The sequence below is a fragment of the Micromonospora sp. Utrum1 genome (genome assembly GCF_057197805.1).
In genome coordinates this window covers 912,701-936,887 of the sequence record NZ_CM170071.1, presented here as the reverse complement: position 1 = coordinate 936,887, position 24,187 = coordinate 912,701, and the positions used below count along the sequence as shown (strand labels likewise).

At 72.7% G+C, this 24,187-nt stretch carries 21 protein-coding genes, 1 tRNA gene and 1 pseudogene; 6 read left to right on the top strand and 17 right to left on the bottom strand.

Features of this window, described 5'->3' with window-relative positions; translation table 11 throughout:
• Window positions 1–56: 56 nt before the first annotated feature.
• The 9 genes and pseudogenes from cysN to AC0OLQ_RS04720 all read right to left on the bottom strand — a co-directional run bounded on the left by cysN (window position 57) and on the right by AC0OLQ_RS04720 (window position 8,577).
• Entirely contained in the window at window positions 57–1,361 is a 1,305-nt protein-coding gene (cysN, locus tag AC0OLQ_RS04760; protein ID WP_357334938.1) for a sulfate adenylyltransferase subunit CysN, read from the bottom strand.
• Window positions 1,361–2,272, bottom strand: coding sequence for a sulfate adenylyltransferase subunit CysD (gene cysD / locus AC0OLQ_RS04755; protein WP_357334936.1), 912 nt, complete (start codon window positions 2,270–2,272; stop codon window positions 1,361–1,363). The genes cysN and cysD overlap by 1 nt, the downstream gene beginning before the upstream one ends.
• Before the next feature lie 80 nt (window positions 2,273–2,352).
• The gene (locus AC0OLQ_RS04750; RefSeq protein WP_484530335.1) at window positions 2,353–3,186 is read right to left on the bottom strand and encodes an inositol monophosphatase family protein; all 834 of its coding nucleotides are present in this window, start codon (window positions 3,184–3,186) and stop codon (window positions 2,353–2,355) included.
• Between the two features lie 94 nt (window positions 3,187–3,280).
• Window positions 3,281–3,871, bottom strand: coding sequence for an aminoacyl-tRNA hydrolase (gene pth / locus AC0OLQ_RS04745; RefSeq protein WP_484530334.1), 591 nt, complete (start codon window positions 3,869–3,871; stop codon window positions 3,281–3,283).
• Window positions 3,872–3,967: 96 nt separating this feature from the next.
• Entirely contained in the window at window positions 3,968–4,660 is a 693-nt protein-coding gene (locus AC0OLQ_RS04740) for a 50S ribosomal protein L25/general stress protein Ctc (RefSeq protein ID WP_357334925.1), read from the bottom strand.
• 295 nt (window positions 4,661–4,955) lie between these two features.
• Window positions 4,956–5,936 carry a ribose-phosphate diphosphokinase gene (locus AC0OLQ_RS04735; protein WP_357334922.1) on the bottom strand — a complete coding sequence of 327 codons (981 nt, stop codon included), beginning with the start codon at window positions 5,934–5,936 and terminating at the stop codon, window positions 4,956–4,958.
• Between the two features lie 52 nt (window positions 5,937–5,988).
• Window positions 5,989–7,515: pseudogene (gene glmU / locus AC0OLQ_RS04730) on the bottom strand (bifunctional UDP-N-acetylglucosamine diphosphorylase/glucosamine-1-phosphate N-acetyltransferase GlmU).
• A gap of 114 nt (window positions 7,516–7,629) precedes the next feature.
• Window positions 7,630–7,701: transfer RNA gene (locus AC0OLQ_RS04725), tRNA-Gln, on the bottom strand.
• Between the two features lie 15 nt (window positions 7,702–7,716).
• Window positions 7,717–8,577 carry a helix-turn-helix domain-containing protein gene (locus tag AC0OLQ_RS04720; protein ID WP_484530333.1) on the bottom strand — a complete coding sequence of 287 codons (861 nt, stop codon included), beginning with the start codon at window positions 8,575–8,577 and terminating at the stop codon, window positions 7,717–7,719.
• Between the two features lie 120 nt (window positions 8,578–8,697).
• Between AC0OLQ_RS04720 and AC0OLQ_RS04715 the strand changes: the two genes are divergently transcribed.
• Window positions 8,698–9,669, top strand: a complete 972-nt coding sequence (locus AC0OLQ_RS04715) for an acyl-CoA desaturase (RefSeq protein ID WP_484530332.1) — start codon at window positions 8,698–8,700, stop codon at window positions 9,667–9,669.
• 41 nt (window positions 9,670–9,710) lie between these two features.
• Window positions 9,711–10,394 carry a TetR family transcriptional regulator gene (locus AC0OLQ_RS04710; protein ID WP_484530331.1) on the top strand — a complete coding sequence of 228 codons (684 nt, stop codon included), beginning with the start codon at window positions 9,711–9,713 and terminating at the stop codon, window positions 10,392–10,394.
• A gap of 3 nt (window positions 10,395–10,397) precedes the next feature.
• Here AC0OLQ_RS04710 and AC0OLQ_RS04705 read toward each other — a convergent pair whose 3' ends face one another.
• From AC0OLQ_RS04705 to AC0OLQ_RS04680, 6 genes are all read right to left on the bottom strand, one after another.
• Window positions 10,398–10,871 carry a DUF4383 domain-containing protein gene (locus AC0OLQ_RS04705; RefSeq protein WP_484530330.1) on the bottom strand — a complete coding sequence of 158 codons (474 nt, stop codon included), beginning with the start codon at window positions 10,869–10,871 and terminating at the stop codon, window positions 10,398–10,400.
• 115 nt (window positions 10,872–10,986) lie between these two features.
• Complete coding sequence (locus AC0OLQ_RS04700; protein ID WP_357334911.1) at window positions 10,987–11,442, bottom strand: DUF4383 domain-containing protein; 456 nt, start codon at window positions 11,440–11,442, stop codon at window positions 10,987–10,989.
• A gap of 93 nt (window positions 11,443–11,535) precedes the next feature.
• Complete coding sequence (locus tag AC0OLQ_RS04695; RefSeq protein WP_484530329.1) at window positions 11,536–13,335, bottom strand: ABC-F family ATP-binding cassette domain-containing protein; 1,800 nt, start codon at window positions 13,333–13,335, stop codon at window positions 11,536–11,538.
• Window positions 13,336–13,454: 119 nt separating this feature from the next.
• Complete coding sequence (locus AC0OLQ_RS04690; RefSeq protein ID WP_484530328.1) at window positions 13,455–14,408, bottom strand: 4-(cytidine 5'-diphospho)-2-C-methyl-D-erythritol kinase; 954 nt, start codon at window positions 14,406–14,408, stop codon at window positions 13,455–13,457.
• Window positions 14,409–14,491: 83 nt separating this feature from the next.
• Window positions 14,492–15,361 (bottom strand): 16S rRNA (adenine(1518)-N(6)/adenine(1519)-N(6))-dimethyltransferase RsmA, encoded by an 870-nt coding sequence (gene rsmA / locus AC0OLQ_RS04685; protein WP_484530327.1) that lies wholly within the window; start codon window positions 15,359–15,361, stop codon window positions 14,492–14,494.
• A gap of 13 nt (window positions 15,362–15,374) precedes the next feature.
• A complete protein-coding gene (locus tag AC0OLQ_RS04680; RefSeq protein ID WP_484530326.1) occupies window positions 15,375–16,271 on the bottom strand; it encodes a TatD family hydrolase in 897 nt (298 codons plus the stop codon).
• 82 nt (window positions 16,272–16,353) lie between these two features.
• On the opposite strand from AC0OLQ_RS04680, the gene AC0OLQ_RS04675 reads away from it, so the two are divergent.
• Entirely contained in the window at window positions 16,354–17,592 is a 1,239-nt protein-coding gene (locus tag AC0OLQ_RS04675; protein WP_484530325.1) for a hypothetical protein, read from the top strand.
• A gap of 56 nt (window positions 17,593–17,648) precedes the next feature.
• The gene (locus AC0OLQ_RS04670; RefSeq protein WP_484530324.1) at window positions 17,649–18,500 is read left to right on the top strand and encodes an alpha/beta fold hydrolase; all 852 of its coding nucleotides are present in this window, start codon (window positions 17,649–17,651) and stop codon (window positions 18,498–18,500) included.
• 60 nt (window positions 18,501–18,560) lie between these two features.
• On the opposite strand, the gene metG is transcribed toward AC0OLQ_RS04670, so the two are convergent.
• Window positions 18,561–20,363: a methionine--tRNA ligase gene (metG, locus tag AC0OLQ_RS04665; protein ID WP_484530323.1), complete on the bottom strand. Its 1,803-nt coding sequence runs from the start codon at window positions 20,361–20,363 to the stop codon at window positions 18,561–18,563.
• 147 nt (window positions 20,364–20,510) lie between these two features.
• On the opposite strand from metG, the gene AC0OLQ_RS04660 reads away from it, so the two are divergent.
• On the top strand, window positions 20,511–21,365 hold the full coding sequence (locus tag AC0OLQ_RS04660) for a hypothetical protein (RefSeq protein ID WP_484530322.1): 855 nt from the start codon (window positions 20,511–20,513) through the stop codon (window positions 21,363–21,365).
• Window positions 21,366–21,371: 6 nt separating this feature from the next.
• Here the strand turns inward: AC0OLQ_RS04660 and rsmI are convergent, their stop codons facing one another.
• The gene (gene rsmI, locus AC0OLQ_RS04655; RefSeq protein WP_484532270.1) at window positions 21,372–22,211 is read right to left on the bottom strand and encodes a 16S rRNA (cytidine(1402)-2'-O)-methyltransferase; all 840 of its coding nucleotides are present in this window, start codon (window positions 22,209–22,211) and stop codon (window positions 21,372–21,374) included.
• A gap of 92 nt (window positions 22,212–22,303) precedes the next feature.
• Here rsmI and AC0OLQ_RS04650 point away from each other — a divergent pair, with 92 nt between their 5' ends.
• A complete protein-coding gene (locus AC0OLQ_RS04650) occupies window positions 22,304–24,001 on the top strand; it encodes a dolichyl-phosphate-mannose--protein mannosyltransferase (RefSeq protein WP_484530321.1) in 1,698 nt (565 codons plus the stop codon).
• The last annotated feature ends 186 nt before the right edge of the window (window positions 24,002–24,187 follow it).

Here is a 24,187-nt window from a genome sequence, read left to right as displayed (position 1 = left end):
GTGACGAAGGGCCCCTCGTCCAGGGACGAGGGGCCCTTCGCGACGTGCGGACCGGGTCAGCCGGCCTCGACGATCATGCCGGCGCCGACCGTGCGGTTGGTGGTCTCGTCGATGATGACGAAACCGCCCGTGGTGCGGTTGCGGCGGTACTCGTCGGCCAGCAGCGGGACCGTGGTGCGCAGCCGCACCCGGCCGATCTCGTTGAGCTTCAGCTCGCCGGCCGTCTCGTCGCGGTGCAGCGAGTTGATGTCCAGCCGGTAGTGCAGGCCGCGCACGATCGCCCGGGCCGAGCGGGTGGTGTGCTTGATGGCGTACTTGCCGCCGACCTGCAGCGGGCGGGTCTCGTCCATCCAGCAGATCATCGCCTCGATGTCCTGCGCGACGGTCGGGGCGTTGTTCGGCCGGCAGATCATGTCGCCCCGCGAGATGTCGATCTCGTCGGCCAGCCGGACGGTCACCGCCATCGGCGGGAACGCCTCGTCCACCGGGCCGTCAGCGGTCTCCACCGCGGCGATCCGGCTGGTGAAGCCCGACGGCAGCACCATCACCTCGTCGCCGGCCTTGAGCACGCCCGAGGCCACCTGGCCCGCGTAGCCCCGGTAGTCGGTGACGGTGGTGGACTGCGGCCGGATCACGTACTGCACCGGGAAGCGGACGTCGACCAGGTTGCGGTCCGAGGCGATGTGCACCCGCTCCAGGTGGTGCAGCAGCGACGGGCCCTCGTACCAGGGCATGTTCTCCGAGCGGGTGACGATGTTGTCGCCCTGGAGCGCGGAGATCGGCACCACGGTCAGGTCCGGCGCGTCGAGCTTCGCGGCGAACGCGGTGAACTCGTCGGCGATCTGCTCGAACACCTCCTGCGACCAGTCGACCAGGTCCATCTTGTTGACGCAGAGGACCAGGTGCGGCACCCGCAGCAGCGAGCAGAGGAACGCGTGCCGGCGGGACTGCTCCACCAGGCCCTTTCGCGCGTCCACCAGGATCAGCGCCAGGTCGGCGGTGGAGGCCCCGGTGACCATGTTCCGGGTGTACTGGATGTGCCCGGGGGTGTCGGCGATGATGAACTTCCGCCGCGGCGTGGCGAAGTAGCGGTACGCCACGTCGATGGTGATGCCCTGCTCCCGCTCGGCGCGCAGGCCGTCGGTGAGCAGCGCCAGGTTGGTGTACTCGTCGCCCCGGGCCGCGCTGACCGCCTCGACGGCGGCGAGCTGGTCGGTGAAGAGCGACTTCGTGTCGTACAGCAGCCGGCCGATCAGGGTCGACTTGCCGTCGTCGACGCTGCCCGCGGTGGCGAACCGCAGCAGGTCCATCGGCCGGGCCGACGCGTCGGCCTCGGCCGGCGCAACAGTCTCGACGCTCATCAGAAGTAGCCCTCCCGCTTGCGGTCCTCCATGGCGGCCTCGCTGACCCGGTCGTCGCCGCGGGTCGCGCCGCGCTCGGTGATCCGCGTGGCGGCCACCTCCTCGATCACCTTCTCCACCGTGTCGGCGTCCGAGCGGACCGCCGCGGTGCAGGAGGCGTCGCCCACGGTGCGGTACCGCACCTGGGCCTTGAACGGCTGCTCACCGGCGCGGCCCCGGAAGAACTCGTTGACCGCGTAGAGCATGCCGTCGCGCTCGATCACCTCGCGCTCGTGCGCGTAGTAGATCGACGGCAGCGGGATCCGCTCCCGGGCGATGTAGTGCCAGACGTCCAGCTCGGTCCAGTTGGAGAGCGGGAACACCCGGATCGACTCGCCCGGGTGGTGCCGGCCGTTGTAGAGCGCCCACAGCTCGGGGCGCTGGTTCTTCGGGTCCCACTGGCCGAACTCGTCGCGGAAGCTGAACACCCGCTCCTTGGCCCGGGCCTTTTCCTCGTCCCGGCGGGCGCCGCCGAACAACGCGTCGAAGCGGTGCTTCTCCACCGCGTCGAGCAGCACCGGGGTCTGGATCCGGTTGCGCATGCCGTCGGCCGACTCGCGCACCATCCCCTTGGCCAGGGCCTCCGGCACGCTGGCCACGATGAGCTGCAGACCCAGCTCGGCGACGCGCTGGTCCCGGTATTCGAGAACCTCGGGGAAGTTGTGCCCGGTGTCGACGTGCATCACCGGGAAGGGGATGTTGGCCGGGGCGAACGCCTTCTGGGCCAACCGGAGCATCACGATCGAGTCCTTGCCGCCGGAGAAGAGCAGCACGGGGCGCTCCATCTCGGCGACGACCTCGCGCATCACGAAGATGCTCTCCGCTTCGAGCGCGTCCAGGTGGGACACCTGGTACGCCGCGGGGGCCGTCATGACACGAACTCGATTCGCTCGGATCCGCACATCGGGATTCCAGACCTTTCCGGTCGGACTCGTGAAGAAGAACGCTCAGGCTACCCGGAATGCCTCTGCAGCGCTGCAAGCAACCGGCTGGCGAGATCCTTGCGGCAGACCAGCAGATCGGGCAGGCGTGGGTCGGCCTCGTTGTATTTCAGCGCAGATCCGTCGATCCGGGAAGCGTGCAGTCCGGTGGCCGTCGCCACAGCGACCGGAGCGGCCGAATCCCACTCGTACTGACCGCCCGCATGGATGTACGCGTCGACCTCGCCGGTGACCACAGCGGCGATCTTCGCGCCGGCCGAGCCCATCGGAACCAGATGCGCGCCGACGTCCTCTGCCAGATCGGTCAGGAAAACCGGCGGACGGCTACGACTGGCCGCCAACCGGATGGTCCTGGCGCCGCCCGCCGTGGCGGCCTCGAGGGTCATCGGCGGGTACGCCGGCGGGTAGTCCGTGCCCAGCACCCGGTGCTGCGCCGGCAGGCCCACCGCGCCCGCGACCAGACCGTGCGGCGTCGGCGCGCTGCGCGCCCAGAGCGCCACGTGCACCGCCCAGTCCGAGCGGCCCTCCTCGGCGAACTCGCGGGTGCCGTCCAGCGGGTCGACGATCCACACCCGGTCCGCGTTCAGCCGGGACACCGCGTCGCTGCTCACCTCGGCCGTCCAGGCCAGACGGGAACCCTCGTCCTCCTCCGACAGCACCACGTCCGCCGGCCGCCACTTCGCCAGCTCGGTACGGATCAGGTCGTGCGAGACCTTGTCCCCGGCCGATTTCAGCGCCCCCGCGTCGGCGAAGCCCAGCTCCGCGCGCAGGCCCATCAGCGCCTGCCCGGCCCGCGCCGCCAGCCACCGGGCGAACGCGCCGTCGATCATCGGAGGACTGCCCATGGTGTTCCCGCTCCCGTCGCCCGCCTTCGCACCCTCGGAAAGGCGCAGACTACCGGCCCGGACCTGCCCGGACCGGCATGCCCCGCCCGGCGCCTCAGGCCCCGTGGTAGAGGTTCTGCGTCGGCTCCACGCCCTTGACCACCACCGACTCCACCACGTCCGCCGCCCGGTCCACCAGGAACTCCAGCTCCTTGCGCTCGGCGGCGGAGAAGTCCGACAGCACGTAGTCCGCCGGGTCCTGCCGCCCCGGCGGCCGGCCGATGCCGAACCGCACCCGCACGTAGTCCTTGGTGCCCAGGGACTTCGACATCGACCGCAGCCCGTTGTGGCCGCCCTCGCCGCCGCCGCACTTCACCCGCAGCTGGCCGTACGGAATGTCCAGCTCGTCGTGCACCGCGATCACCCGCGCCGGCGGAATCTTGTGGAACTGGGCCAGCGCGACCACCGGGCCGCCGGAGAGGTTCATGTAGGTCAGCGGCTTCACCAGCACCAGCTTCGGCCCGCCGAAACCCAGCCGGCCCTCGGCCACCTCGGCCACCGCCCGCTTGTGCCGGCCGAACCTACCGCCCACCCGACCGGCCAGCAGCTCGGCCACCATGAAGCCGACGTTGTGCCGGTTGCCCGCGTACTCCCGACCGGGGTTGCCCAGGCCGACCACCAGCCACGGCCCCGCCTCGTCCGTCACGCCACGTCCCTTCCGCTCTGCCCCACGACCCGTCCCCCATACGCCGACAGGCGCCCCCGGGAACCGGGGACGCCTGTCGCACAGCCTGCGGGCCGATCAGGCCTCGGTCTTCGGCTCCTCGGCAGCCGGCTCGCCCTCGGCCGGAGCGCCCTCCGGAGCCTCGGCGGTCTCCTCGCCGACCTCGGCCTCGGCCTCCTCCTCGGCAACCTCGACCTCGGGGAGGGTGGCCTCGAGCTGCTCGGCGGTCGGGGCGGCGGTCACCGAGGCGACCGGCATCTCGCCGTCCGCGGCCAGCTCGACGCCGGCCGGCAGCGTCACGTCGGCGGCGGTGATCTGGGTGCCGGCCTCGGCGCCCTCGATCGACGCCTCCAGGTGGTCCGGCACCTTGGTGGCGTCGGCGGTCACCGAGAGGGTGTCGTGGTCGTGCACGATCAGGGTGTCCTTCGCGGCCTCACCGGTCAGCTGGATCGGGACCTCGACGGTGACCTTCTCGCCCCGGCGGACCAGCAGCAGGTCCACGTGCTCGAAGGTGTCCTTGATCGGGTCACGCTGGATCGCCTTCGGCAGCGCCAGCACCTGGGTGCCGTCGCTGACCTCGATCGCGAAGAGCTGGTTCGCACCGCCCTTACGGATCGCTGCGGCGAACTCACGCGCCGGAAGCGCGATGTGCTTGGGCTTCTCGCCGTGGCCGTACAGCACGGCGGGCACCTTGCCGGCCCGGCGGGTACGACGGGCACCACCCTTGCCGAACTCGGTACGGGGCTCGGCGCTGATCTTTACCTCGGACACGGGGAAACTCCTGATGCTTCGCTGCGGCGGCTTGTCGTCTGGCGGTGCTGGGCGAGGGGCTCGCTGGGGCTCAAGGTCATGAACGACCGCCCGGAGCACCGCGTCGATGACGGCGCCTCCGTGCGGTGCTTTTCAGCAGCCCGCCGGGCACCCTCGCCGTGGCAACCGCACCAGTCTACCCGAGCGATTTCGAAGCCAACCGGCAGTCCCCATATCACCGCCGGCCACACCTCGGGGCCGACTTTCCCACCGGCGGCAACCGTCTCTGACGGCCGCCGCCGGCGGGCGGCGGAACTCAGCTCAGGCCACCGAAGAGGGTGGTCACCGAGCCGTCGTCGAAGACCTCCCGGATCGCCCGGGCCAGCAGCGGGGCGATCGACAGCACGGTGAGCTTGTCGAGCTGCTTCTCCGGCGGCAACGGCAGCGTGTTGGTCACCACGACCTCGCTGATCGGGCTGTTCTTCAGCCGCTCGGTCGCCGGGTCGGACAGCAGCGCGTGAGTGGAGGCCACCACAATCTCCGCCGCACCCGACTCCTTCAGGATGTCGGCCGCCTTGGTGATCGTGCCACCGGTGTCGATCATGTCGTCGACGATCAGGCAGACCCGGTCCTCGACCTCGCCGACCACCCGGTTCGCCACCACCTGGTTCGGCTTCAGCGGATCCCGCGTCTTGTGGATGAAGGCCAGCGGGCAGCCACCCAGCCGGTCCGTCCACCGCTCGGCCACCCGCACCCGGCCCGAGTCCGGCGCCACCACCGTCATCGGCCGGCCCGCGTACCGGCGCTCCACGTACTCGGCCAGCACGTCCATGGCGAACAGGTGGTCCACCGGGCCGTCGAAGAAGCCCTGGATCTGCGCGGTGTGCAGGTCCACGGTCAGGATCCGGTTCGCGCCCGCGGTCTTCAGCAGGTCGGCCACCAGCCGGGCCGAGATCGGCTCCCGGCCGCGGTGCTTCTTGTCCTGGCGGGAGTAGGGGTAGAACGGCAGGACCACGGTGATCCGCTTGGCCGAACCGCGCTTCAGCGCGTCGACCATGATCAGGGTCTCCATGACCCAGGTGTTGACCCCGTGCGTCACGGACTGCACCACGAAGGCGTCCGAACCGCGTACCGAGTCCTTGAAGCGTACGAAGATCTCACCGTTGGCGAAGTCGTACGAGTCGGAGGGCGTCGGCGCGACGCCGAGCACCTCACCGATCTCCTTGGCCAGCTCCGGAAAACCCCGTCCGGAGAAGAGCATCAGGCTCTTGCGGTTTTCGGCGACGATGCTGCCCATGGGCCCGTCTGCTCCCGTATGTCGGTGGTTCCCGGCGGCGGTGAGCCGGGGACTATTCGGTTGCAGTATCCCCCGCGTTCACCGGTCCCCCCACCGTCTCCGGCCCCTCGTGGATTCAGTCACCTTCGCTTGCGGCGCCCGCCGGGTCCGACGCACCCTCGCGGGCTCGCTGCGCCGCCTCCGCGGCCGCCGTGCCGGACCGCTTGCGCAGCACCCAGCCCTCGACGTTGCGCTGCTGACCCCGGGCCACCGCCATGGCGCCCGGCGGCACATCCGCGACGATCACCGAGCCGGCCGCGGTGTACGCCCCGTCGCCCACCCGCACCGGCGCCACGAACATGTTGTCCGCCCCGGTACGCGCGTGACTGCCGATCGTGGTGTGGTGCTTCTTCACCCCGTCGTAGTTGACGAACACCGTCGCCGCGCCGATGTTGCTGTGCTCGCCGATCGTCGCGTCCCCCACGTACGACAGGTGCGGCACCTTCGAGCCCTCGCCGATCGCGGCCTTCTTCGTCTCCACGAACGTGCCGACCTTCGCCTTGCGGCCCAGCCGCGACTCCGGCCGCAGGTACGCGTACGGCCCCACGCTGGCCTCCGGGCCCACCTCGGCACCCACCGCGTGACTGCGAACCACGCTGGCGCCCGCGCCGACCGTGGTGTCCACCAGCGTGGTGTCCGGGCCGACCAGCGCGCCCGCGCCAACCACCGTCGCGCCCTGGAGCTGGGTGTTCTGGTCGATCACCGCGTCCCGCTCGACCGTCACCGTCACGTCGATCCAGGTAGTGTGCGGGTCCAGGATGCTCACCCCGGTGCGCATCCAGCCCTCGTTCACCCGGTCCCGCAGCAGCCGGCGCAGCGCGGCCAGCTCGACCCGGTCGTTGCACCCCAGCGTCTCCACGTGGTCGGCGGCGCAGTGCACCGCCACCGGCTCCCCCGCGTCCCGGAGCAGACCGAAGACGTCGGTCAGGTACTCCTCGCCCTGGTCGTTGTTCGTCGAGAGCTTGCCCAGCGCGTCGCGCAGCCGGGCCACGTCGAACGCGTAGATGCCCGCGTTGATCTCCCGCAGCGCGCGCTGCTCGGAGGTGGCGTCACGCTCCTCAACGATCTGCGCCAGCCGCCCCTCGGCGTCCCGCACGATCCGGCCCAGGCCCGTCGGGTCGGGCACCTCGGCGGCCAGCACGGTCGCCGCCGCGCCCGCGCCCTCGTGCGCCTCGACCAGCGCCGCCACCGTCTCCGGCCGCAGCAGCGGCACGTCCCCGTTGATCACCACGACGGTGCCGGCGGCCTCCGGAACCGCGTCCAGCGCGATCCGGACCGCGTGCCCAGTGCCGAGCTGCCGCTCCTGGAGCACCGGGGCGGCCGCCGGGGCGATCTCGGCGAGGTGCGCGCCCACCTGGTCGGCGCCGTGGCCGACCACGACCACCGTGCGGTCCGCGCCGAGCGGCGCGGCCGCGGCCAGCACGTGACCGAGCAGGGTACGACCGAGCAGCGGGTGCAGCACCTTGGGCAGGGCCGACTTCATCCGCTTGCCCTCACCGGCGGCGAGCACGACAACGGTGCGGAGGTGGGGCTGGGGCACGACGTGGCTCCCGTCGGGACGGCGACAGTCTCGCGGCCATGCTAACCACGCGACCGGCTGCAATTCGCATCCGCCCACACAAATGCCGTCATCACGCGCGATCGGACGGGCGAGCTGGGGTGCCTGGATTCGAACCAGGAGCTCAAGGCTCCAAAGGCCTGCGGGTTGCCATTACCCCACACCCCATTGCCGTGTCAAGACCTACGGCCCGTCATTTCGGGTCCGCGTATCGTCCGCGATCCGGAACAGCTCGGCGATCATACCCTCGATCCGCCAGTAGAGCGCACGGCTGCGGGGCACCGTGATCACCAGACAGCCGTGGTAGTCGTCGCCGGTGTTCCGGCGCACCGTGGTCGGGTTGTGCCGCTTGAGCACCGACCGCCGGAACCGGTCCGGGGGCAGCCGGAGCCGTTCCGCCCACCATTGGACCGCGGCCTCCGCGTCGGCCGACTCGTGGATGCTCACCCGATAGGTCGGCACCGTCGGGCCGATGCCGCACACCTCGAGGAAGCGGAGGAACAGCGCCAGCAGGCCCGGGTCGCTGTTGACGAACTGGACCGTCACCGGCCGGCGCCACGGCTTCGACTTCGCACCCTCGCACCAGTAGATCGCCGCGCCCAGCAACAGAAGGTCGCGTTCGTCGAGCGCGCCGACCGCACCGGCGGCCCGTTCGTGTTCGGCCGCCTGGGCCGCGTCCCGCGCCTCCCGGTAGGCACCCCACCGGGCGTCCGTCATCGCCTTCGAATGCGCTCGCCGCCGCTGGGCCGTCGCCTCGTCCGGGTTCAACGGCAGGTGCCGCACCCACTGGTAAGCGGTCGACTTCGCGACGCCGAGCTGCTCTGCGATCTCGTTGACCGACCGCCCGGCCGCCCTCAGCCGCTCAGCCTCGGCGCGCGCCCCGTCGCGGGCCCGGGGCCGCCGGGTCCACTCGGGTGGTGGGATGCCGCGCAGCAGCGCGTACGCCCGGTCTCGGCCGATGCCCAGGCGGGCCCGGATCTGCTGGACGGAGAGCTGTTCCTCGACGCGCAGGCGGCGCGCCTCGGCGGCGAGCGGGTCGGTCACAGGGGCAGGTTAGGACGGGTGTACGACAGGTCGGCCATCGACGAAGCGACGTGTCCGCTGCGATTTAGCCCGCTCCTGGTTACGGTGACGTAGGCGTAGCCCGTACCACTGGGAGGTGCCATGTCGACCACCCTTACCGGCCCGGACAGCGGGCCGAAGCCGCTGACCCAGGGCCACCAGTCCCCGGGCATCCTGATCGCCCTGTGGGCCTTCGTCGTCATTCCGTTCCTCGCCCTGTTGGCCGCCGTGCCGGTGGCCTGGGGCGGCTGGCTGGGCTGGACAGACCTGCTCGTAGCCGCGTTCTGGTACGTGCTGTCCGGCCTGGGTATCACCGTCGGCTACCACCGCTACTTCACCCACGGCTCGTTCAAGGCGAAACCCTGGTTGCGGGCCGCCCTGGCGGTGGCGGGTTCGTTCGCCGTGCAGGGCGAGATCATCCAGTGGGTGGCCGATCACCGGCGGCACCACGCCTTCTCGGACCAGGAGGGCGACCCGCACTCGCCGTGGCGGTTCGGGGAGAGCATCGGCGGGCTGACCAAGGGGCTGTTCCACGCGCACGTCGGCTGGCTGTTCAACCGGGAGTTGTCGAACCGGAAGCGGTTCGCCCCGGACCTGCTGGCCGATCCGATCACCCGCCGCGTCGACCGGCTCTTCCCGCTGCTGGTGGTGGTCTCGGTGCTCGGGCCGGCGGCGATGGGCGGGCTGCTGACGGGGTCGTGGCAGGGCGCGCTGACCGCGTTCTTCTGGGGCGGGCTGGTCCGGATCGCACTGCTGCACCACGTCACCTGGTCGATCAACTCGGTCTGCCACGTCTACGGCGAGCGCCCGTTCGCGGTGCGGCAGGGCGACCGGGCGTCGAACTTCTGGCCGTTGGCGTTGCTGTCGTTCGGGGAGAGCTGGCACAACCTGCACCACGCCGAGCCGACCAGCGCGCGGCACGGGGTGCTGCGCGGGCAGGTCGATCCGTCGGCGCGGGTGATCTGGCTGCTGGAGAAGGCGGGCGCGGCCTGGTCGGTGCGGTGGCCGAAACCGGAGCGGATCACGGCGAAGCTGGTGGACCCGGGGCGGGTGCGCGGCCGGCCGGCGCAGTAACCGGTCGATGGGCGGGGGTCGGGTTTGGCAGGATGGGCCGGGTGACCGACGTTCCCGGCAGCGACGCCAGCCCCGCCCATCGGCGGGCCGTCCCGGCGGCGAAGCCTTCCCGGGTACGGATGTCCGCGACCCAACGACGCGAGCAGTTGATCTCGATCGCCCGGCAGATCTTCGCCGAGCGCGGCTTCGACGCCACCTCGATCGAGGAGGTGGCGGCCCGGGCGAAGGTCTCCAAGCCGGTGGTCTACGAGCACTTCGGCGGCAAGGAGGGGCTCTACGCGGTGGTGGTGGACCGGGAGGTCCGCTCGCTGCTGGACCGGATCACCACGGCGTTGACGGCGGGGCATCCGCGGGAGTTGCTGGAGCAGGCGGCGTTGACCCTGCTGACGTACATCGAGGAGGAGACCAGCGGGTTCCGGGTGCTGGTCCGGGAGTCGCCGCTGATGTCGGCGACGGGCAACTTCAGCAGCGTGATGAACGACGTGGCGCACCAGGTGGAGCACATCCTGGGCGCGGAGTTCTCCAGCCGGGGCTACGACCCGAAGCTGGCGGAGCTCTACTCGCAGGCGTTGGTGGGCATGGTGGCGTTGACCGGGCGCTGGTGGTTGGAGGTGCGCAGGCCGCGGAAGGAGACGGTGGCGGCGCACCTGGTGAACCTGGCCTGGAACGGCCTGTCGCACCTGGAGGCGAAGCCGGGTCTGATCACCGTCCGCAAGCGGGGCTGAGTCTCACCGGTTGGCCTCGGCGACGGGGTGCTTGCGGCGGCGCCGTTCCTCGGCGGCGTGCTCGTCCGTGCCGACCTTGTCGTAGAGGCCGGTGGCGAGCAGGACCAGACCGAAGACCAGCGAGATCAGCACGGTGGACATCGAGAAGTTGAGGAAGTTCGCCGAGGTCTGCAGCACGGCCATCATGAGGATGCCGGTGACCAGGAAGACCGCCCCGGCGGTCAGGTTCATGTAGTGGCCGAGGTTGCCGCGGCGGGACGCGCCGATGATGAGGAAGGCGCCGAAGATCACGGAGACCAGGGCGAACGCCAGGTTGGTGCGGAGGCCGAGAGCCGTGGTGTCTTCCCGGCTGAACAGCCCGTCGCCCCAGGTCTCGAAGACCCCGTAGACGCCGAAGACCAGGATGTAGAGGCCGATGAGGCCGGACAGCACCCGGTAGAGCGGCCGTGCGGGGTGGTTCACCGGGAAGTGCGCCATGGGAGCCTCCGGTCAGCTGACTGGTTTGGCGCAATTGTCCCCCGAGCCGCCCGCTCCCGTCCCCGGAAAACGCCGAAGGCCCGGCGGGCGCCGGGCCTTCGAGGATGACTGCGGGTCAGAGCACCAGCCGGGCCTTCTGCCAGGCCTCGTGCTCCTCGTCGCTGCCGACCTTGCCGTACATGCCGACCATCAGGAGCACCAGCGAGAGGGTGAGCACCACGATGTCGGTCATGATCGAGAAGTTGAAGATGTTGGCGTCGGTCTGGAGGAACGCCAGCTCCGCCAGGCCGAGGGCCATCAGGATGTAGGCCAGCCACTGGTTGATCGCCACGTCGAGGTTGCGGCCGATCACGGTGCCGACCAGGATCACGGCGCCGAGCAGGATGGCGAGCATCGAGAAGCCGAGGTTGGTGCCCTGGCCGAGGATCTTGGTGTCGTCCTGGGCGAGGACGTCGTTGCCGGCGCTGGCGATGAGGCCGAGCACGCCGAAGACGACGAAGTACAGACCAACGAGCCCGCCGATCGCCCGGTAGACAGGCCGCGCGGGGTGGTTGACGGGGGTGTGCGCCATCTGTGCGTCTCCAAGACCGAACGGAAGAGGGGTCGCCTGCGATTGTCCCGTACGCCCGTCAGTGACGCCGCACACCCCCCACCCCGGGCGAGGTCAGCCGGCCGGCAGCTCCTCGGCGAGGGCCAGCCAGGCCTCCTCGGTGCGGTCCCGCTCGGCCCGGACCTCCTTGAGCTGGCCGTCCAGCTCGGCGACCTTGGCGTAGTCGGTGGCGTTCGCGGCGAGCTGCTCGTGCAGCGTCGCCTCCTTCTGCTCGAGCTTGGCGATCTGCCGCTCCAGCCGGCTGAGTTCCTTCTTCGCGGTGCGTACCTCGGCGGCGGACAGGCCCTCGCGGGCCGGGGCGGCCGTGGCCGGGGTGAGGTCGGCGGGCGCCGGGCCGCCTCGCGCGGCGGCGCGGGCCAGGTATTCGTCGACTCCGCCGGGCAGGTGCATCAGCCGGCCGTCGCCGAACATCCCGTACGCGACGTCGGTGACCCGCTCGATCAGGTAGCGGTCGTGGCTGGCCACCACGATCGTGCCGGGCCAGGAGTCGAGCAGGTCCTCCAGTGCGGCGAGGGTGTCGGTGTCCAGGTCGTTGGTGGGCTCGTCGAGGAGGAGCACGTTGGGCTCGCCGGCGAGCAGTCGCAGCATCTGGAGCCGGCGGCGCTCGCCGCCGGAGAGGTCGCTGACCGGGGTCCAGAGCCGCCGGTCGTCGAAGCCGAAGATCTCGGCGAGCTGGGCGGCGCTGATCTCCCGGTCGCCGAACTGCACCCGCCGGGCCACCTCCTCGACGGCTTCGAGGACGCGCAGGTGGCCGGGGAGTTCGGCGAGTTCCTGGGAGAGGAAGGCGGGGCGGACGGTCTGCCCGGCGGCGAAGCGCCCGCCGTCGGGGCGGGTCACCCCGGCGAGCATCCGCAGCAGGGTGGTCTTGCCGGCGCCGTTGCGGCCCAGGATGGCGACCCGGTCGCCGGGGCCGACCTGCCAGGTGACGTCGTGCAGGATCTCCTTCGGGCCGGCGTGCAGGGTGACCTGGTCGAGGTCGTACACCTGCTTGCCGAGCCGGGCGGTGGCGAGCCGTTGCAGCGACGTGGTGTCGCGCGGCTCCGGCACGTCGGCGATGAGCGCGTTGGCGGCGTCGATCCGGAACTTCGGCTTGGAGGTACGGGCCGGGGCGCCCCGGCGCAGCCAGGCGATCTCCTTGCGGAGCAGGTTCTGCCGGCGGGCCTCGGTGGCGGCGGCGACCCGCTGCCGCTCGACCCGGGCCAGGGTCCAGGCGGCGAAGCCACCCTCGTAGGCCCGGACGGTCTGGTCGGCGACCTCCCAGGTGGTGGTGCAGACGGCGTCGAGGAACCAGCGGTCGTGGGTGACCACGACGAGCGCGCCCTTGCGGGTGACGAGGTGCCGGGCCAGCCAGTCGACGCCGCCGACGTCGAGGTGGTTGGTGGGCTCGTCGAGGATGAGCAGGTCGGCTTCGCGGACGAGCAGCGCGGCGAGCGCGACGCGGCGGCGTTCGCCGCCGGACATCGTGCCGACCGGCGCGTCGAGGCCGAGGTGGGGCATGCCGAGGCCGTCGAGGATGGCGCGGACGCCGGCGTCGCCGGCCCACTCGTGCTCGGCGCCCATGCTCTCGCGGAGCCAGGCGGTGCCGAGCACCACGTCCCGGACGGTGGCCTCGGGGGCGAGGTCCAGGGTCTGCGGCAGCGAGGAGACCCGCAGGTCGCGGCGGTGGGTGACCCGGCCGTCGTCGGGCTCCTCCTGCTTGGTGAGCAGGCGGAGCAGGGTGGACTTGCCGGCGCCGTTGAGGCCGACCACACCGACCCGGTCGGTGTCGTCGAGGCCGAGCGAGACGTCGGTGAGCAGCTGCCCGGCGGCGCCGTACCCCTTGGACACCCGGTCCAGGTTGACGATGTTGGCCACTTACCCACCTTTCATGATCAAGGCGCCCCGGTGCCCGGGACGCCCGCCGTCAAGGGTACGCGGCCCGCCCGGCCCGCCACCCGCCCAGCATGATCGACATGTCTGCGGGCCGGCCGGGCTCAGACGATGCGGGCGCCGGCGACCGGGCCGTGCGCGACCCGGGCCTCCCGGCAGACGCCGGCGGCCTCCAGGTCGGCGGCGATCCGCCCGGCGTGCGCCTCGTCGGTGGCGAGGAAGACGCAGGTCGGGCCGGAGCCGGAGACGAGGCCGGCGAGCGCCCCGGCCGCCTCCCCGGCCTTGAGCGTCTCGGCCAGCGACGGGCGCATGGTCAGCGCGGCGTCCTGGAGGTCGTTGCCGAGCGCTGCGGCGAGCACCCGCGGGTCGCGCTGGCGCAGCGCGCCCAGCAGCCCGTCGGTGCTGCCCAGCGGTTCCCCCGCGGTGCCGGCGTCACGGAGCCGGTCCAGCTCCCGGTAGGCGGCCGGGGTGGAGAGGCCGCCGTCGGCGATAGCCACCACCCAGTGCCAGGAGGTGGGGCGGGCCAGCACCGGGCTGACCGCCTCGCCCCGCCCGGTGCCGAGCGCGGTGCCGCCGTGGATCAGGAACGGCACGTCGGAGCCGAGGTCGGCGGCGATCCCGGCCAGCTCGTCGCGGGACAGCCCGGTGCCCCAGAGCGCGTCGCAGGCCCCTAGCGCGGCGGCCGCGTCGGCGCTGCCGCCGGCCAGCCCGCCGGCGAGCGGGATCTGCTTGCGCAGGTGCAGCCGGGCGTGCGGCAGGACGCCCGCGTAGCCGGCGAGGGCGTGGGCGGCCCGGATCACCAGGTTGGAGTCGTCCAGGGCCAGCTCGCCGGCGCCCTCGCCCTCCATGGTGAGGGTCAGCGTGTCGCCCCGGCGGGCGGTCAGCTCGTCGTAGATGGAGATCGCATGGTAGACGGTGTTCAGCTCGTGGTAGCCGTCCCGGCGCAGCGGCCCCACCCCGAGGTGCAGGTTGACCTTGGCCGGCACCCGCACCTTCACCGGGCCGCTGGCCCCGCGCCGCTGCCCGTCCTCGTCGTCCGGTCGCCACGCCTCGGTCACGGGACGATGTCCCGCGGGCGCAGGCGGATGTCGAACGGCTTCTGCACGGTCAGCTCCTCGGCAGGGTCGGCAACGGCGCCAGCCTACTGGGCGGCGGCGGGGGCGGCCGGGGCCGACGCGGCGATGGCGGCGAACTGCTCCACGGTGAGTGCCTCGCCGCGCGCGCCGGGGTCCACGCCGGCGGCGGTGAGCGCTGCGGCGGCCCGGTCCGCGCCGCCGGCCCAGCCCGCGAGGGCGGCGCGCAGCGTCTTGCGGCGCTGCGCGAACGCCGCGTCGACGACCGCGAAGACGGCTTCCCGGGGTACGTCGGCGCGGGGTGGCTCGCGCCGGGTGAAGGCGACCAGGCCGGAGTCGACGTTCGGCACCGGCCAGAACACGTTCGGCGGGACCTTGCCGGCGGCCCGGGACCGGGCGTACCAGGCGAGCTTGACCGACGGGATGCCGTACACCTTGGAGCCGGGACCGGCGACCAGCCGGTCGGCGACCTCCTTCTGCACCATCACCAGGCCGTGGCGCAGGGTGGGCAGCTCGGCGAGCAGGTGCAGCACCACGGGCACGGCCACGTTGTAGGGCAGGTTCGCCACCAGCGCGGTCGGCGCCGGGTCGGCCAGCTCGGCGGCGGTGATCCGCAGCGCGTCGGCGGGGTGCACGGTGAGCCGGGCGGCGTCCGGGCCGGCGAACCGCGTGGCGGTCTCCGGCAGGGCGGCGGCCAGGGCCGGGTCGAGCTCCACGGCGTGCACGTGCGCGGCCACCGGGAGCAGGGCCAGGGTGAGCGAGCCGAGCCCGGGGCCGACCTCCAGCGCCACGTCGTCCGGGGCGAGCCCGGCGGTGGTGACGATCCGGCGCACCGTGTTCGGGTCGTGCACGAAGTTCTGGCCGAGCTTCTTGGTCGGCGTCACGCCGAGCCGCGCGGCGAGCTCCCGGATCTCCGCCGGGCCGAGGAGACCGGTCACGCCGGGCATCCTTTCACCACGGCCCGAAGGCGCGTTCGCCGGTCGCGGAGATCGCCGCGCAGAGCTCGTCGAGGTCGGCTCCGGTGGTCTCGGCCAGGAACCGCACGGTCAGCGGGATCAGGTACGAGGCGTTGGGCCGCCCCCGGTGCGGCATCGGAGTTAGGTACGGCGCGTCGGTCTCCACCAGCATCTGCTCGGGCGGGGTGACCGCGGCGGCCTCCCGGAGCGCCGTCGCGCTGCCGAAGGTGACCGTGCCGGCGAAGCTGAGCAGGTAGCCGCGGCGGACGCACTCGCGGGCGAAGTCGGCGTCGCCGGAGAAGCAGTGCAGCACCACGGTGTCCGGGGCGCCCTCGTCGTCGAGGACGCGCAGCACGTCGGCGTGCGCGTCCCGGTCGTGGATGACCAGCGCCTTGCCGTGCCGCTTGGCGATGGCGATGTGCGCCCGGAAGCTCTCCTCCTGCGCGGCCCGCCCCTCGTCGCCGGTGCGGAAGAAGTCCATCCCGGTCTCGCCGATGCCGCGGACCCGGTTCCGGCCGGCGAGCGCCTCGATCTCGCGCAGCGCCTCGTCCAGGTCGGCCAGGCGGGGGGCCTCGTTGGGGTGCAGCGCCACGGTGGCCAGCACGGCGCCGTAGCGCTCGGCGACGTCGGCGCCCCACCGGGACGAGTCGACGTCGACGCCGACCTGCACCAGCCGGTCCACGCCGACGCCGGCGGCCACCGCAACGGCCGCCGCCACCGGGTCGTCGGCGGGCCCGCCCGGCACCCCGGCCTCGCTGACGGTGATGTCCAGGTGGGTGTGGCTGTCCAGCACGGGCACCGCCAGCGCCTCCGGGGCGGGCGGGAACTCACCGGCCCGGCGGGCGGCACGCTGCTTGCGGGTTTCGGTCTGCTCGCTCATCGCGGCCAGCATCACACACCCCCACCGGCCGGTGTTTCCGGACCGCCATCGACTGTTCACTCGCGCAACATCTGCCGCGCCTACGGTCCGGGGCGTGACCGTCACTCCCCAGGCCAGCGGAGCCGCCCCCGGGCGGACCGGGCTGCGCGTGACGTACGACGGCCGCGTCCACCCGGCGGAGGAGATCGCCCGGGGCGCGGCGTACGAGCTGTTCAGCGCCGAGGAGGCGCCCGGCTTCGAGTGGACGCCGCGGCCCGGGGTGGCCCACCCGTGGCGGAGGTTCGTGCACGTCACCGAGGTGAGCGCGGTGCACGGGGCGGCCGAGCCGAACGAGGACCTGGACCCGCCGCTGCTGATGCCGCTGCACCGGGAGCACGGCTGGGCGTACCTGCACCAGCTCAGCCAGCAGCCGGGGGCGGCCGGGGACCCGACCCTCGCGGCGGTGCGCGGTTCGGCGCTGATCCGGCCGGGCACCCGGATGGTGAAGGTGCTCTCCGCCCGCCAGCTCGCCGGCTACGTGCGGGGCCGGCTGCCGCACGGCTTCTGCCACCGGGAGCACGACGTGGCGCACCTGCGTACCCCGGCGGGGATGGCGGTGCTGCGCGGCGACTCCGAGGGCGGCGACGTGGCGTACGCGCTGCGCTGGCGCGCCACCGACCCGGCCGACTACGACGTTCCGGTCGGCCCGGCGCACCGGGGGCTGACCGCGCTGCCGCCGCGGGACCGGCTCGGGCCGCCGGTGCTGGGCACCGGTTTCGTGCCGAGCAACACCCAGCTGATCCCGGAGTTCGTCACCCGCGACTTCGCCGACCTGCCGATGCCGGCGAACGCCACCCTGCTCGCCTACCCGGCGGAGGGGGTGGAGGTGGTGCTCTACACCTACCAGGCGGAACAGCGGGGCTGGCTGCGCATGGTCGGCCCGCAGTGGCGCCACCTGCTCGCCGCGGTGCCCGGCCTCTCCCCCGACCAGGAGTACGTGCCGACCGGCGACGCGCCCCGCTCCACCCAGCTCGTCGGCGGCTACGGCGGCGCCGAGTACGAGGCGGTGGCCGAGCCGCCCGGCGGGTTCCGGCTGCTGGCGATGACCCGCGCGGCCCGCTACCCGGTGGAGTCGGCGGCCCGCCGGCTGCGCTACGCCGCCTGGCGCGGGGTGCCCTGCCTGGTGCTCCGGGAGGAGGCGGGCTGGCTGCGGCTGCGGCTGTGCCGGCCGGATTCGGACGCGGTGGCCACGACCGGGGCGCAGTGCCACGAGCGGGGCGTCTACGAGACCTGGGCGCCGGGCGCCGAGCTGACCGACGACCGGGTGGTGGACCTGCCGTACCGGACCGCATAACCGGGGCCGGATCGGGAAAGCGCGGGCGTCCACACGCAGGCGAGGAGAGACCCGACATGCCTTTCGTCACCGTCGGTACGGAGAATTCCGCACCCATCGACCTCTACTACGAGGATCACGGCTCCGGCCAGCCGATCGTCCTGATCCACGGCTTCCCGTTCAACGGGGCGACCTGGGAGAAGATGGCCAACCCGCTGCTGGCGGCCGGCTACCGGGTGATCACCTACGACCGGCGGGGATTCGGCAACTCCGCCCAGCCGGCGTTCGGCTACGACTACAACACCTTCGCGGCCGACCTCGACGTGCTGATGACGGAGCTGGACCTGCGCAACGCGATCCTGATCGGGCACTCGATGGGCACCGGCGAGGTGACCCGCTATCTCGGCGCGTACGGGTCGGACCGGGTGGACCGGGCGGTGCTGATGGCCCCGTTGGCGCCGTTCCTGCTGAAGACGGCCGACAATCCGGAAGGGGTCGACAAGAGCCTGTTCGACGGGTTCCAGGCGGCGATCATCCAGGACCGGTTCGCCTACCTGACCCAGTTCTGCGACGCGTTCTTCAACTACAGCGAGAACAAGGGCAAGTGGGTGAGCGAGGAGGCGTACCGGGCGCACTGGCAGATCGGCGCGCACGCGTCGGCGAAGGCGACCCACGACAGCGTCGACGCGTGGCTGACGGACTTCCGGGGCGACCTGCCGAACATCACCGTGCCGGTGCTGATCATCCAGGGCGACAAGGACAACGTGCTGCCGTTCCCGGCGACGGGCCAGCGGTTGCAGAACATGCTGTCCGACTGCCGGCTGATCACGCTGAAGGGAGCGCCGCACGGCACGCCGTGGACGCACCCCACCGAGGTCAACCAGGCGATCATGGAGTTCATCGGCGCGCCGAAGATGGCCCGCGCCTGACCGCCGACGGCGGCGGCCCCGGGGACGACATCCCCGGGGCCGCGTCGCGCGTAGGTCGGCTCAGCCGGCCAGCCGGGCCAGCTCCTCGTCGACGATGGACGGGTCGAGCTTGCGGAACACCGGCTTCGGCGCCGCGAGCGGCCGGCCCGCCTCCAGGGGTACGGACTCCCAGCGCGCCCCGACCGTGTAGTCGCCGGTCAGCACCGGGTACGCCGGACCGCCGTCGAGGTCCTCGACCTCCTCGATCACCGGCATCGGCGCGTGCACCCCGGTGCCGCCGAGCAGCTCGTGGATCTTCTGCGCGGCGTGCGGCAGGAACGGGGTGAGCAGCGTGTTGGCGTCGCTGACCACCTGGAGGGCGACGTGCAGGATGGTGCCCATCCGGGGCTTGTCGTCCTCGCCCTTGAGCTTCCAGGGCGCCTGGTCGGACAGGTACTTGTTGGCCTCGGCGACGACCTTCATGGCCTCGCCGATGGCCTGCTTCTGGCGGTGCCGGGCGATCAGGTCGCCGACGGTGGCGAAGCCCGCCTTCGCGGTGTGCAGCAGGGCCCGGTCGGCCTCGGTGAGCCCGGCCGGGTCGACCGGCGGGATCGCGCCGAAGTTCTTCGCCGCCATCGAGATGGACCGGTTGACCAGGTTGCCCCAGCCGGCGACCAGCTCGTCGTTGTTGCGGCGGAGGAACTCGGCCCAGGTGAAGTCGGTGTCGTTGCTCTCCGGGCCGGCCACCGCGATGAAGTAGCGCAGCGCGTCGGCGTCGTACCGCTCCAGGAAGTCCCGCACGTAGATGACGACCTTGCGGGAGGAGGAGAACTTGCGCCCCTCCATGGTCAGGTACTCGCTGGAGACCACCTCGGTGGGGAGGTTGAGCCGGCCGAGCCGGCCCGGCTCGCCGTCGCGGGAGCCCTCGCCGGAGTAGCCGCCGAGCAGCGCCGGCCAGATCACCGAGTGGAAGACGATGTTGTCCTTGCCCATGAAGTAGTAGCCGCGGGCGTCCTTGCCCTCGCCGTCGGCGGACCACCACTTGCGCCAGGCGTCCGGGTCGCCGGTGCGGCGGGCCCACTCGATGGAGGCGGACAGGTAGCCGATGACCGCGTCGAACCAGACGTAGATCCGCTTGTCGGGGCGGTCGCGCCAGCCGTCGAGCGGGATCGGCACGCCCCACTCCAGGTCCCGGGTGATGGCCCGGGGCTGGAGGTCGTCGAGCAGGTTGCGCGAGAACCGGAGCACGTTGGGGCGCCAGCCCTCCCGGCTGTCCAGCCACTGCCGCAGCGCGTCGGCCAGGGCGGGTAGGTCGAGGAAGAAGTGCTCGGTCTCCACGAACTCCGGCGTCTCGCCGTTGATCTTCGACTTGGGGTTGATCAGGTCGATCGGGTCGAGCTGGTTGCCGCAGTTGTCGCACTGGTCGCCGCGGGCGCTGTCGTAGCCGCAGATCGGGCAGGTGCCCTCGATGTAGCGGTCGGGCAGGGTGCGGCCGGTGGACGGGGAGATCGCCCCGGTGGTGATCTTGGGGACGATGTAGCCGTTGCGGTACAACCCCTCGAACAGTTCCTGCACCACCGCGTAGTGGTTGCGGGTGGTGGTCCGGGTGAACAGGTCGTACGACAGGCCCAGCGCCCGCAGGTCCTCGGCGATCACCCGGTTGTACCGGTCGGCCAGCTCGCGCGGGGTGACCCCCTCGGCGTCGGCCTGCACCTGGATCGGGGTGCCGTGCTCGTCGGTGCCGGAGACCATGAGCACGTCGTGACCGGCCATCCGCATGTACCGGGCGAAGACGTCGGAGGGAACGCCGAATCCGGATACGTGGCCGATGTGGCGCGGGCCGTTGGCGTAGGGCCAGGCGACCGCGGCGAGAACGTGACTCATGAGCGCCAAGCCTAGTGATTGCCGTCGGTCACCCGCGAACCAATAGGGCGGGTCCCACGAACCGGCCCCGGCCGTGCGCCCGATTTGTCGCCGACACGCGGCCTGAGCTGCCCGGCAAGCCCGTCCTGCCGGGGTGAAATGTACGGCGTGACCAGCAGACCAGCGGCGCCCGGGCAGGGCGGACCCTCCTCCGCGCCGGCGGCCGAGGAGCCCACGCGGCGGATCCCGGCGCGGGCGTCGGTCGCTCCCCAGCCCCGGCTGGACCCGGCGGACCCGCCGGTCGAGGTGGAACCGACCACCGGGGCGCCGGTGGACGCCGTCCCGCGCCGGGTGCCGGTCCGGCAGCCGCGCTGGCACCGGCGGTCCGCCCCGGCGGAGGGCGCCGCCTGGGCGCCGATCGAGGAGGTGCACTGGGACGGCACCCCGCTGCGGGAGGAGCCGCCCCGCCGGGTGGCCAGCTGGCCGGGTCGCCGATCGGCGTCCCGGCGCGACCGGGCCCGCCCGGTCCACCCCCCGGACCCGGTCACCGGCCTGTCCGTGCTGCTGTCGTTGAGCCTGCTGGCGGCGTTCTTCGCCTGGGTGAGCGCCGGGCCGTTGTGGCTGGCCGTGGGGCATTCCACGAGCGGCACGGCGGTGATCACCGACTGCACCGGCGGCGGGCTGACCCAGCGCTGTCGGGGGATCTTCCTGGCCGACGGCGAGCGCTTCCTGGTCCACGGGGTCCGGGTCAGCGGGGTGCCGGCCGAGCGCAGCGCCACCGGCTCGGCGCTGCCCGCCCGGATGACCGGGCCGACCGGTCGCACCGCCTACGCGGACGCCGGCGCCGGCCGGCACCTGCGCTGGCTGCTCGGGCTGCTGCTGGTGGCGGGCTGCGCCGCCGGCATCGCCCGCTTTACCGGCGCGACCCGGCTGCCGGACCCCCGGCACCGCCGCTGGGCGGTGGGCGTGGCGCTGGCCGGCCCGCTGCTGATCACCGCCGGGTTCCTGGCCTCGGCCTGGTAGCCGCGGTCAGCTGTGCACGACCGTGTAGACCTCGCGGCGGCGCAGCCCGTACTCGGTGGCGACCTCGGTGATGGCGTCGCGCCGGGACAGCCCGGCCGCCTCCCGCGCGGCCACCGCGGCGCGCAGCGTGTCGTCGTCGGGGCGGACGCCCGCGGCCGGCGGCGCCCCGGCCACGACCAGGGTGATCTCGCCGCGCGGCTCGCCCGCCGCCGCCCACTCGGCCAACTCGCCGAGCGGCCGGCGGACCACCTCCTCGTACGTCTTGGTCAGCTCGCGGCAGACCGCGGCGGGCCGGTCCGGGCCGAACGCCTCGGCCAGGTCGGCCAGCGCCGCGGCGATCCGGTGCGGCGCCTCGAAGAGCACCAGGGTGCGTTCCTCGCCGGCCAGCGCGCGCAGCCGGGAGCGGCGGGCGCCGGGCGTGCGGGGCAGGAAGCCCTCGAAGCAGAACCGGTCGCAGGGCAGGCCGGACAGCGCCAGCGCGGTGGTCACCGCGCTGGGCCCGGGGGCCGCGGTGACCGGGACCCCGGCGTCGAGGGCGGCCCGGACCAGCCGGTAGCCGGGGTCGGAGACGCTGGGCATGCCGCCGTCGGTGACCAGCGCGACGGTGTAGCCGGCGGCGAGCACGTCCACCAGTTCCGGGGTGCGCCGCTCCTCGTTGCCCTCGAAGTAGGAGACGATCCGGCCGGGCACGGTGACCGCCAGGTCGCGGGCCAACCGGGTGAGCCGGCGGGTGTCCTCGGCGGCGACCACGTCGGCGGTGGCGAGCACCTCGCGGAACCGGGCGGACGCGTCGGCCGGGTTGCCCAGCGGCGCGCCGAGCAGCACCAGGCGGCCAACCTCGGACATTTCACCCACGACGTGCGCTCCTTCATCGACGGCCGTACCAATCTCGGAGACGACGGGCGCCACCGGGCACCTTCGCAGCCTACGATCGCCGGGTGACGAGTGCGTCGACAGCACAGAGCGCGAACGCGGGCGGGTCCGCCGTCGAGCCGACCCCCGCCGACCGGGATGCCGAGTCCGCGACGAGCGGCGGCGCCGGGCGGATCCCAGCGATCGTCCGGCGACGGCTCGACACCGTCGACGCCCGCCTCGATCGGGGGCGGGCCTGGCTGGCCACCGCGGTCGTCGTGGCGATCGCGGCCATCCTGCGCTTCGTCGGGCTGAGCGGCCCCAACGGGAAGATCTTCGACGAGATCTACTACGCCCGCGACGCGTACGGGCTGATCGACCGCGGCGTCGAGTGGAACTACAAGGACAACGGTCCGTCGTACGTGGTGCACCCGCCGCTGGGCAAGTGGCTCATCGGCCTCGGCGAGTGGGCCTTCGGCTACCAGGACGCGGAGACCAAGATCTCCGTGCCGGGGCACCTCATGACCACCGCCCCCGAGTTCGGCTGGCGGTTCGCCGCGGCGATCGCCGGCACCCTGTCGGTGCTGCTGCTGGTGCGGATCGGCCGGCGGATGTTCCGCTCCACCACGCTGGGCTGCGCGGCCGGTCTGCTGCTCGCCCTGGACGGCTTCCACTTCGTGCTCTCCCGCACCGCGCTGCTCGACATCTTCCTGCTGCTGTTCGTGCTGGCCGCGTTCGGCGCGCTGGTGCTCGACCGGGACGCGCGGCGGCGGCGCTGGGCCCGGGCGCTGGCGGCGGGGCTCGACCCGACGCAGCCGGGGCGGGCGGGCCGGCCGCCGTCGACCTGGCGGGACTGGCCGTGGTGGCGGCTGGCCGCCGGGGTGCTGCTCGGCTGTGCGTGCGCGGTGAAGTGGAGCGGCCTCTACTTCGTTCCGGCCTTCGCGCTGCTGGTGCTCCTCTGGGAGGTCGGGGTCCGGCGCTCGGCCGGGGTCCGCCGCCCGTGGCGGGACGCCCTGCTCGACGAGCTGCCCTGGCTGCTGGCGGCCGGCGTGCTGATGGTCGTCACCTACGTGGTCACCTGGTCCGGCTGGCTGCTCAGCGACGACGGCTACTACCGTCTGGCCAGCCGCTACCCGAACACCCCGGGGTTGAGCGACACCCCGGCCATCGGGCCGCTGATCAACCTGTGGGAATACCACAAGGCCGCGTACGGCTTCCACACCCAGCTCGACGACCCGCACAAGTACCAGTCCTGGCCGTGGCAGTGGCTGCTGCTCGGCCGGCCGGTCGCCTTCTACTGGTCCGGCGACGGCAACTGCGGCGCGCCGAGCTGCGCCTCGGAGATCCTGCTGCTGGGCACCCCGCTGCTCTGGTGGTCGTTCCTGCCGGCGCTGGCGGCGACGGTCTGGCTCGGTCTGGCCCGCCGGGACTGGCGGGCCGGGGCGATCCTGCTCAGCGTGGCCGCCGGCCTGCTGCCCTGGTTCTGGTTCGCCCTCGAAGGCCGGACGATGTTCTCCTTCTACGCCGCGCCGGCGGTGCCGTTCCTGGTGCTGGCGGTGGTCTACGTGCTGGGCGCGATCGTCACGCCCGCACCGGCCGCCGGCTCGGCGCCACCGAGCGCCGAGGCCGCCTCCGACCGCCGCCTGGTCGGCGGGATCATCGCGGGTGCGTACGTGCTGCTGGTCGCCCTCTGCTTCGGCTACTTCTACCCGATCTTCGTGGGCCGGCTGATGGCCTACGCGGACTGGTCCGCCCGCATGTGGCTGGACGGTCGCTGGATCTGACCGGCACGGCCCGGCGCGGGCGGAAAACCGGTTGCGATCACGGGCCGGTCGCTGCCCGGCGGCTCGGGGCACAAAAAAGCGCGCCCCGATCGCCTGCCACGGGGGAAGCGGGCGATTGGGGCGCGCAAGACAGAGCTTAACCACAGTGCGGCAGTGGCACAACGGGTCGACCCCGGTCAGATTTCC

What these genes read in the sequence shown, in the direction of transcription:
- AC0OLQ_RS04670 (WP_484530324.1), top strand. Translation starts at nt 17,649, where the DNA reads ATGCCTTTCGTCACCGTCGGTACGGAGAATTCCGCACCCATCGACCTC.
- AC0OLQ_RS04680 (WP_484530326.1), bottom strand. Translation starts at nt 16,271, where the DNA reads ATGCTGGCCGCGATGAGCGAGCAGACCGAAACCCGCAAGCAGCGTGCC.
- AC0OLQ_RS04735 (WP_357334922.1), bottom strand. Translation starts at nt 5,936, where the DNA reads ATGGGCAGCATCGTCGCCGAAAACCGCAAGAGCCTGATGCTCTTCTCC.
- cysD (WP_357334936.1), bottom strand. Translation starts at nt 2,272, where the DNA reads ATGACGGCCCCCGCGGCGTACCAGGTGTCCCACCTGGACGCGCTCGAA.
- rsmI (WP_484532270.1), bottom strand. Translation starts at nt 22,211, where the DNA reads ATGTCCGAGGTTGGCCGCCTGGTGCTGCTCGGCGCGCCGCTGGGCAAC.
- AC0OLQ_RS04750 (WP_484530335.1), bottom strand. Translation starts at nt 3,186, where the DNA reads ATGGGCAGTCCTCCGATGATCGACGGCGCGTTCGCCCGGTGGCTGGCG.
- AC0OLQ_RS04700 (WP_357334911.1), bottom strand. Translation starts at nt 11,442, where the DNA reads ATGGCGCACACCCCCGTCAACCACCCCGCGCGGCCTGTCTACCGGGCG.
- AC0OLQ_RS04705 (WP_484530330.1), bottom strand. Translation starts at nt 10,871, where the DNA reads ATGGCGCACTTCCCGGTGAACCACCCCGCACGGCCGCTCTACCGGGTG.
- cysN (WP_357334938.1), bottom strand. Translation starts at nt 1,361, where the DNA reads ATGAGCGTCGAGACTGTTGCGCCGGCCGAGGCCGACGCGTCGGCCCGG.
- metG (WP_484530323.1), bottom strand. Translation starts at nt 20,363, where the DNA reads ATGAGTCACGTTCTCGCCGCGGTCGCCTGGCCCTACGCCAACGGCCCG.
- AC0OLQ_RS04715 (WP_484530332.1), top strand. Translation starts at nt 8,698, where the DNA reads ATGTCGACCACCCTTACCGGCCCGGACAGCGGGCCGAAGCCGCTGACC.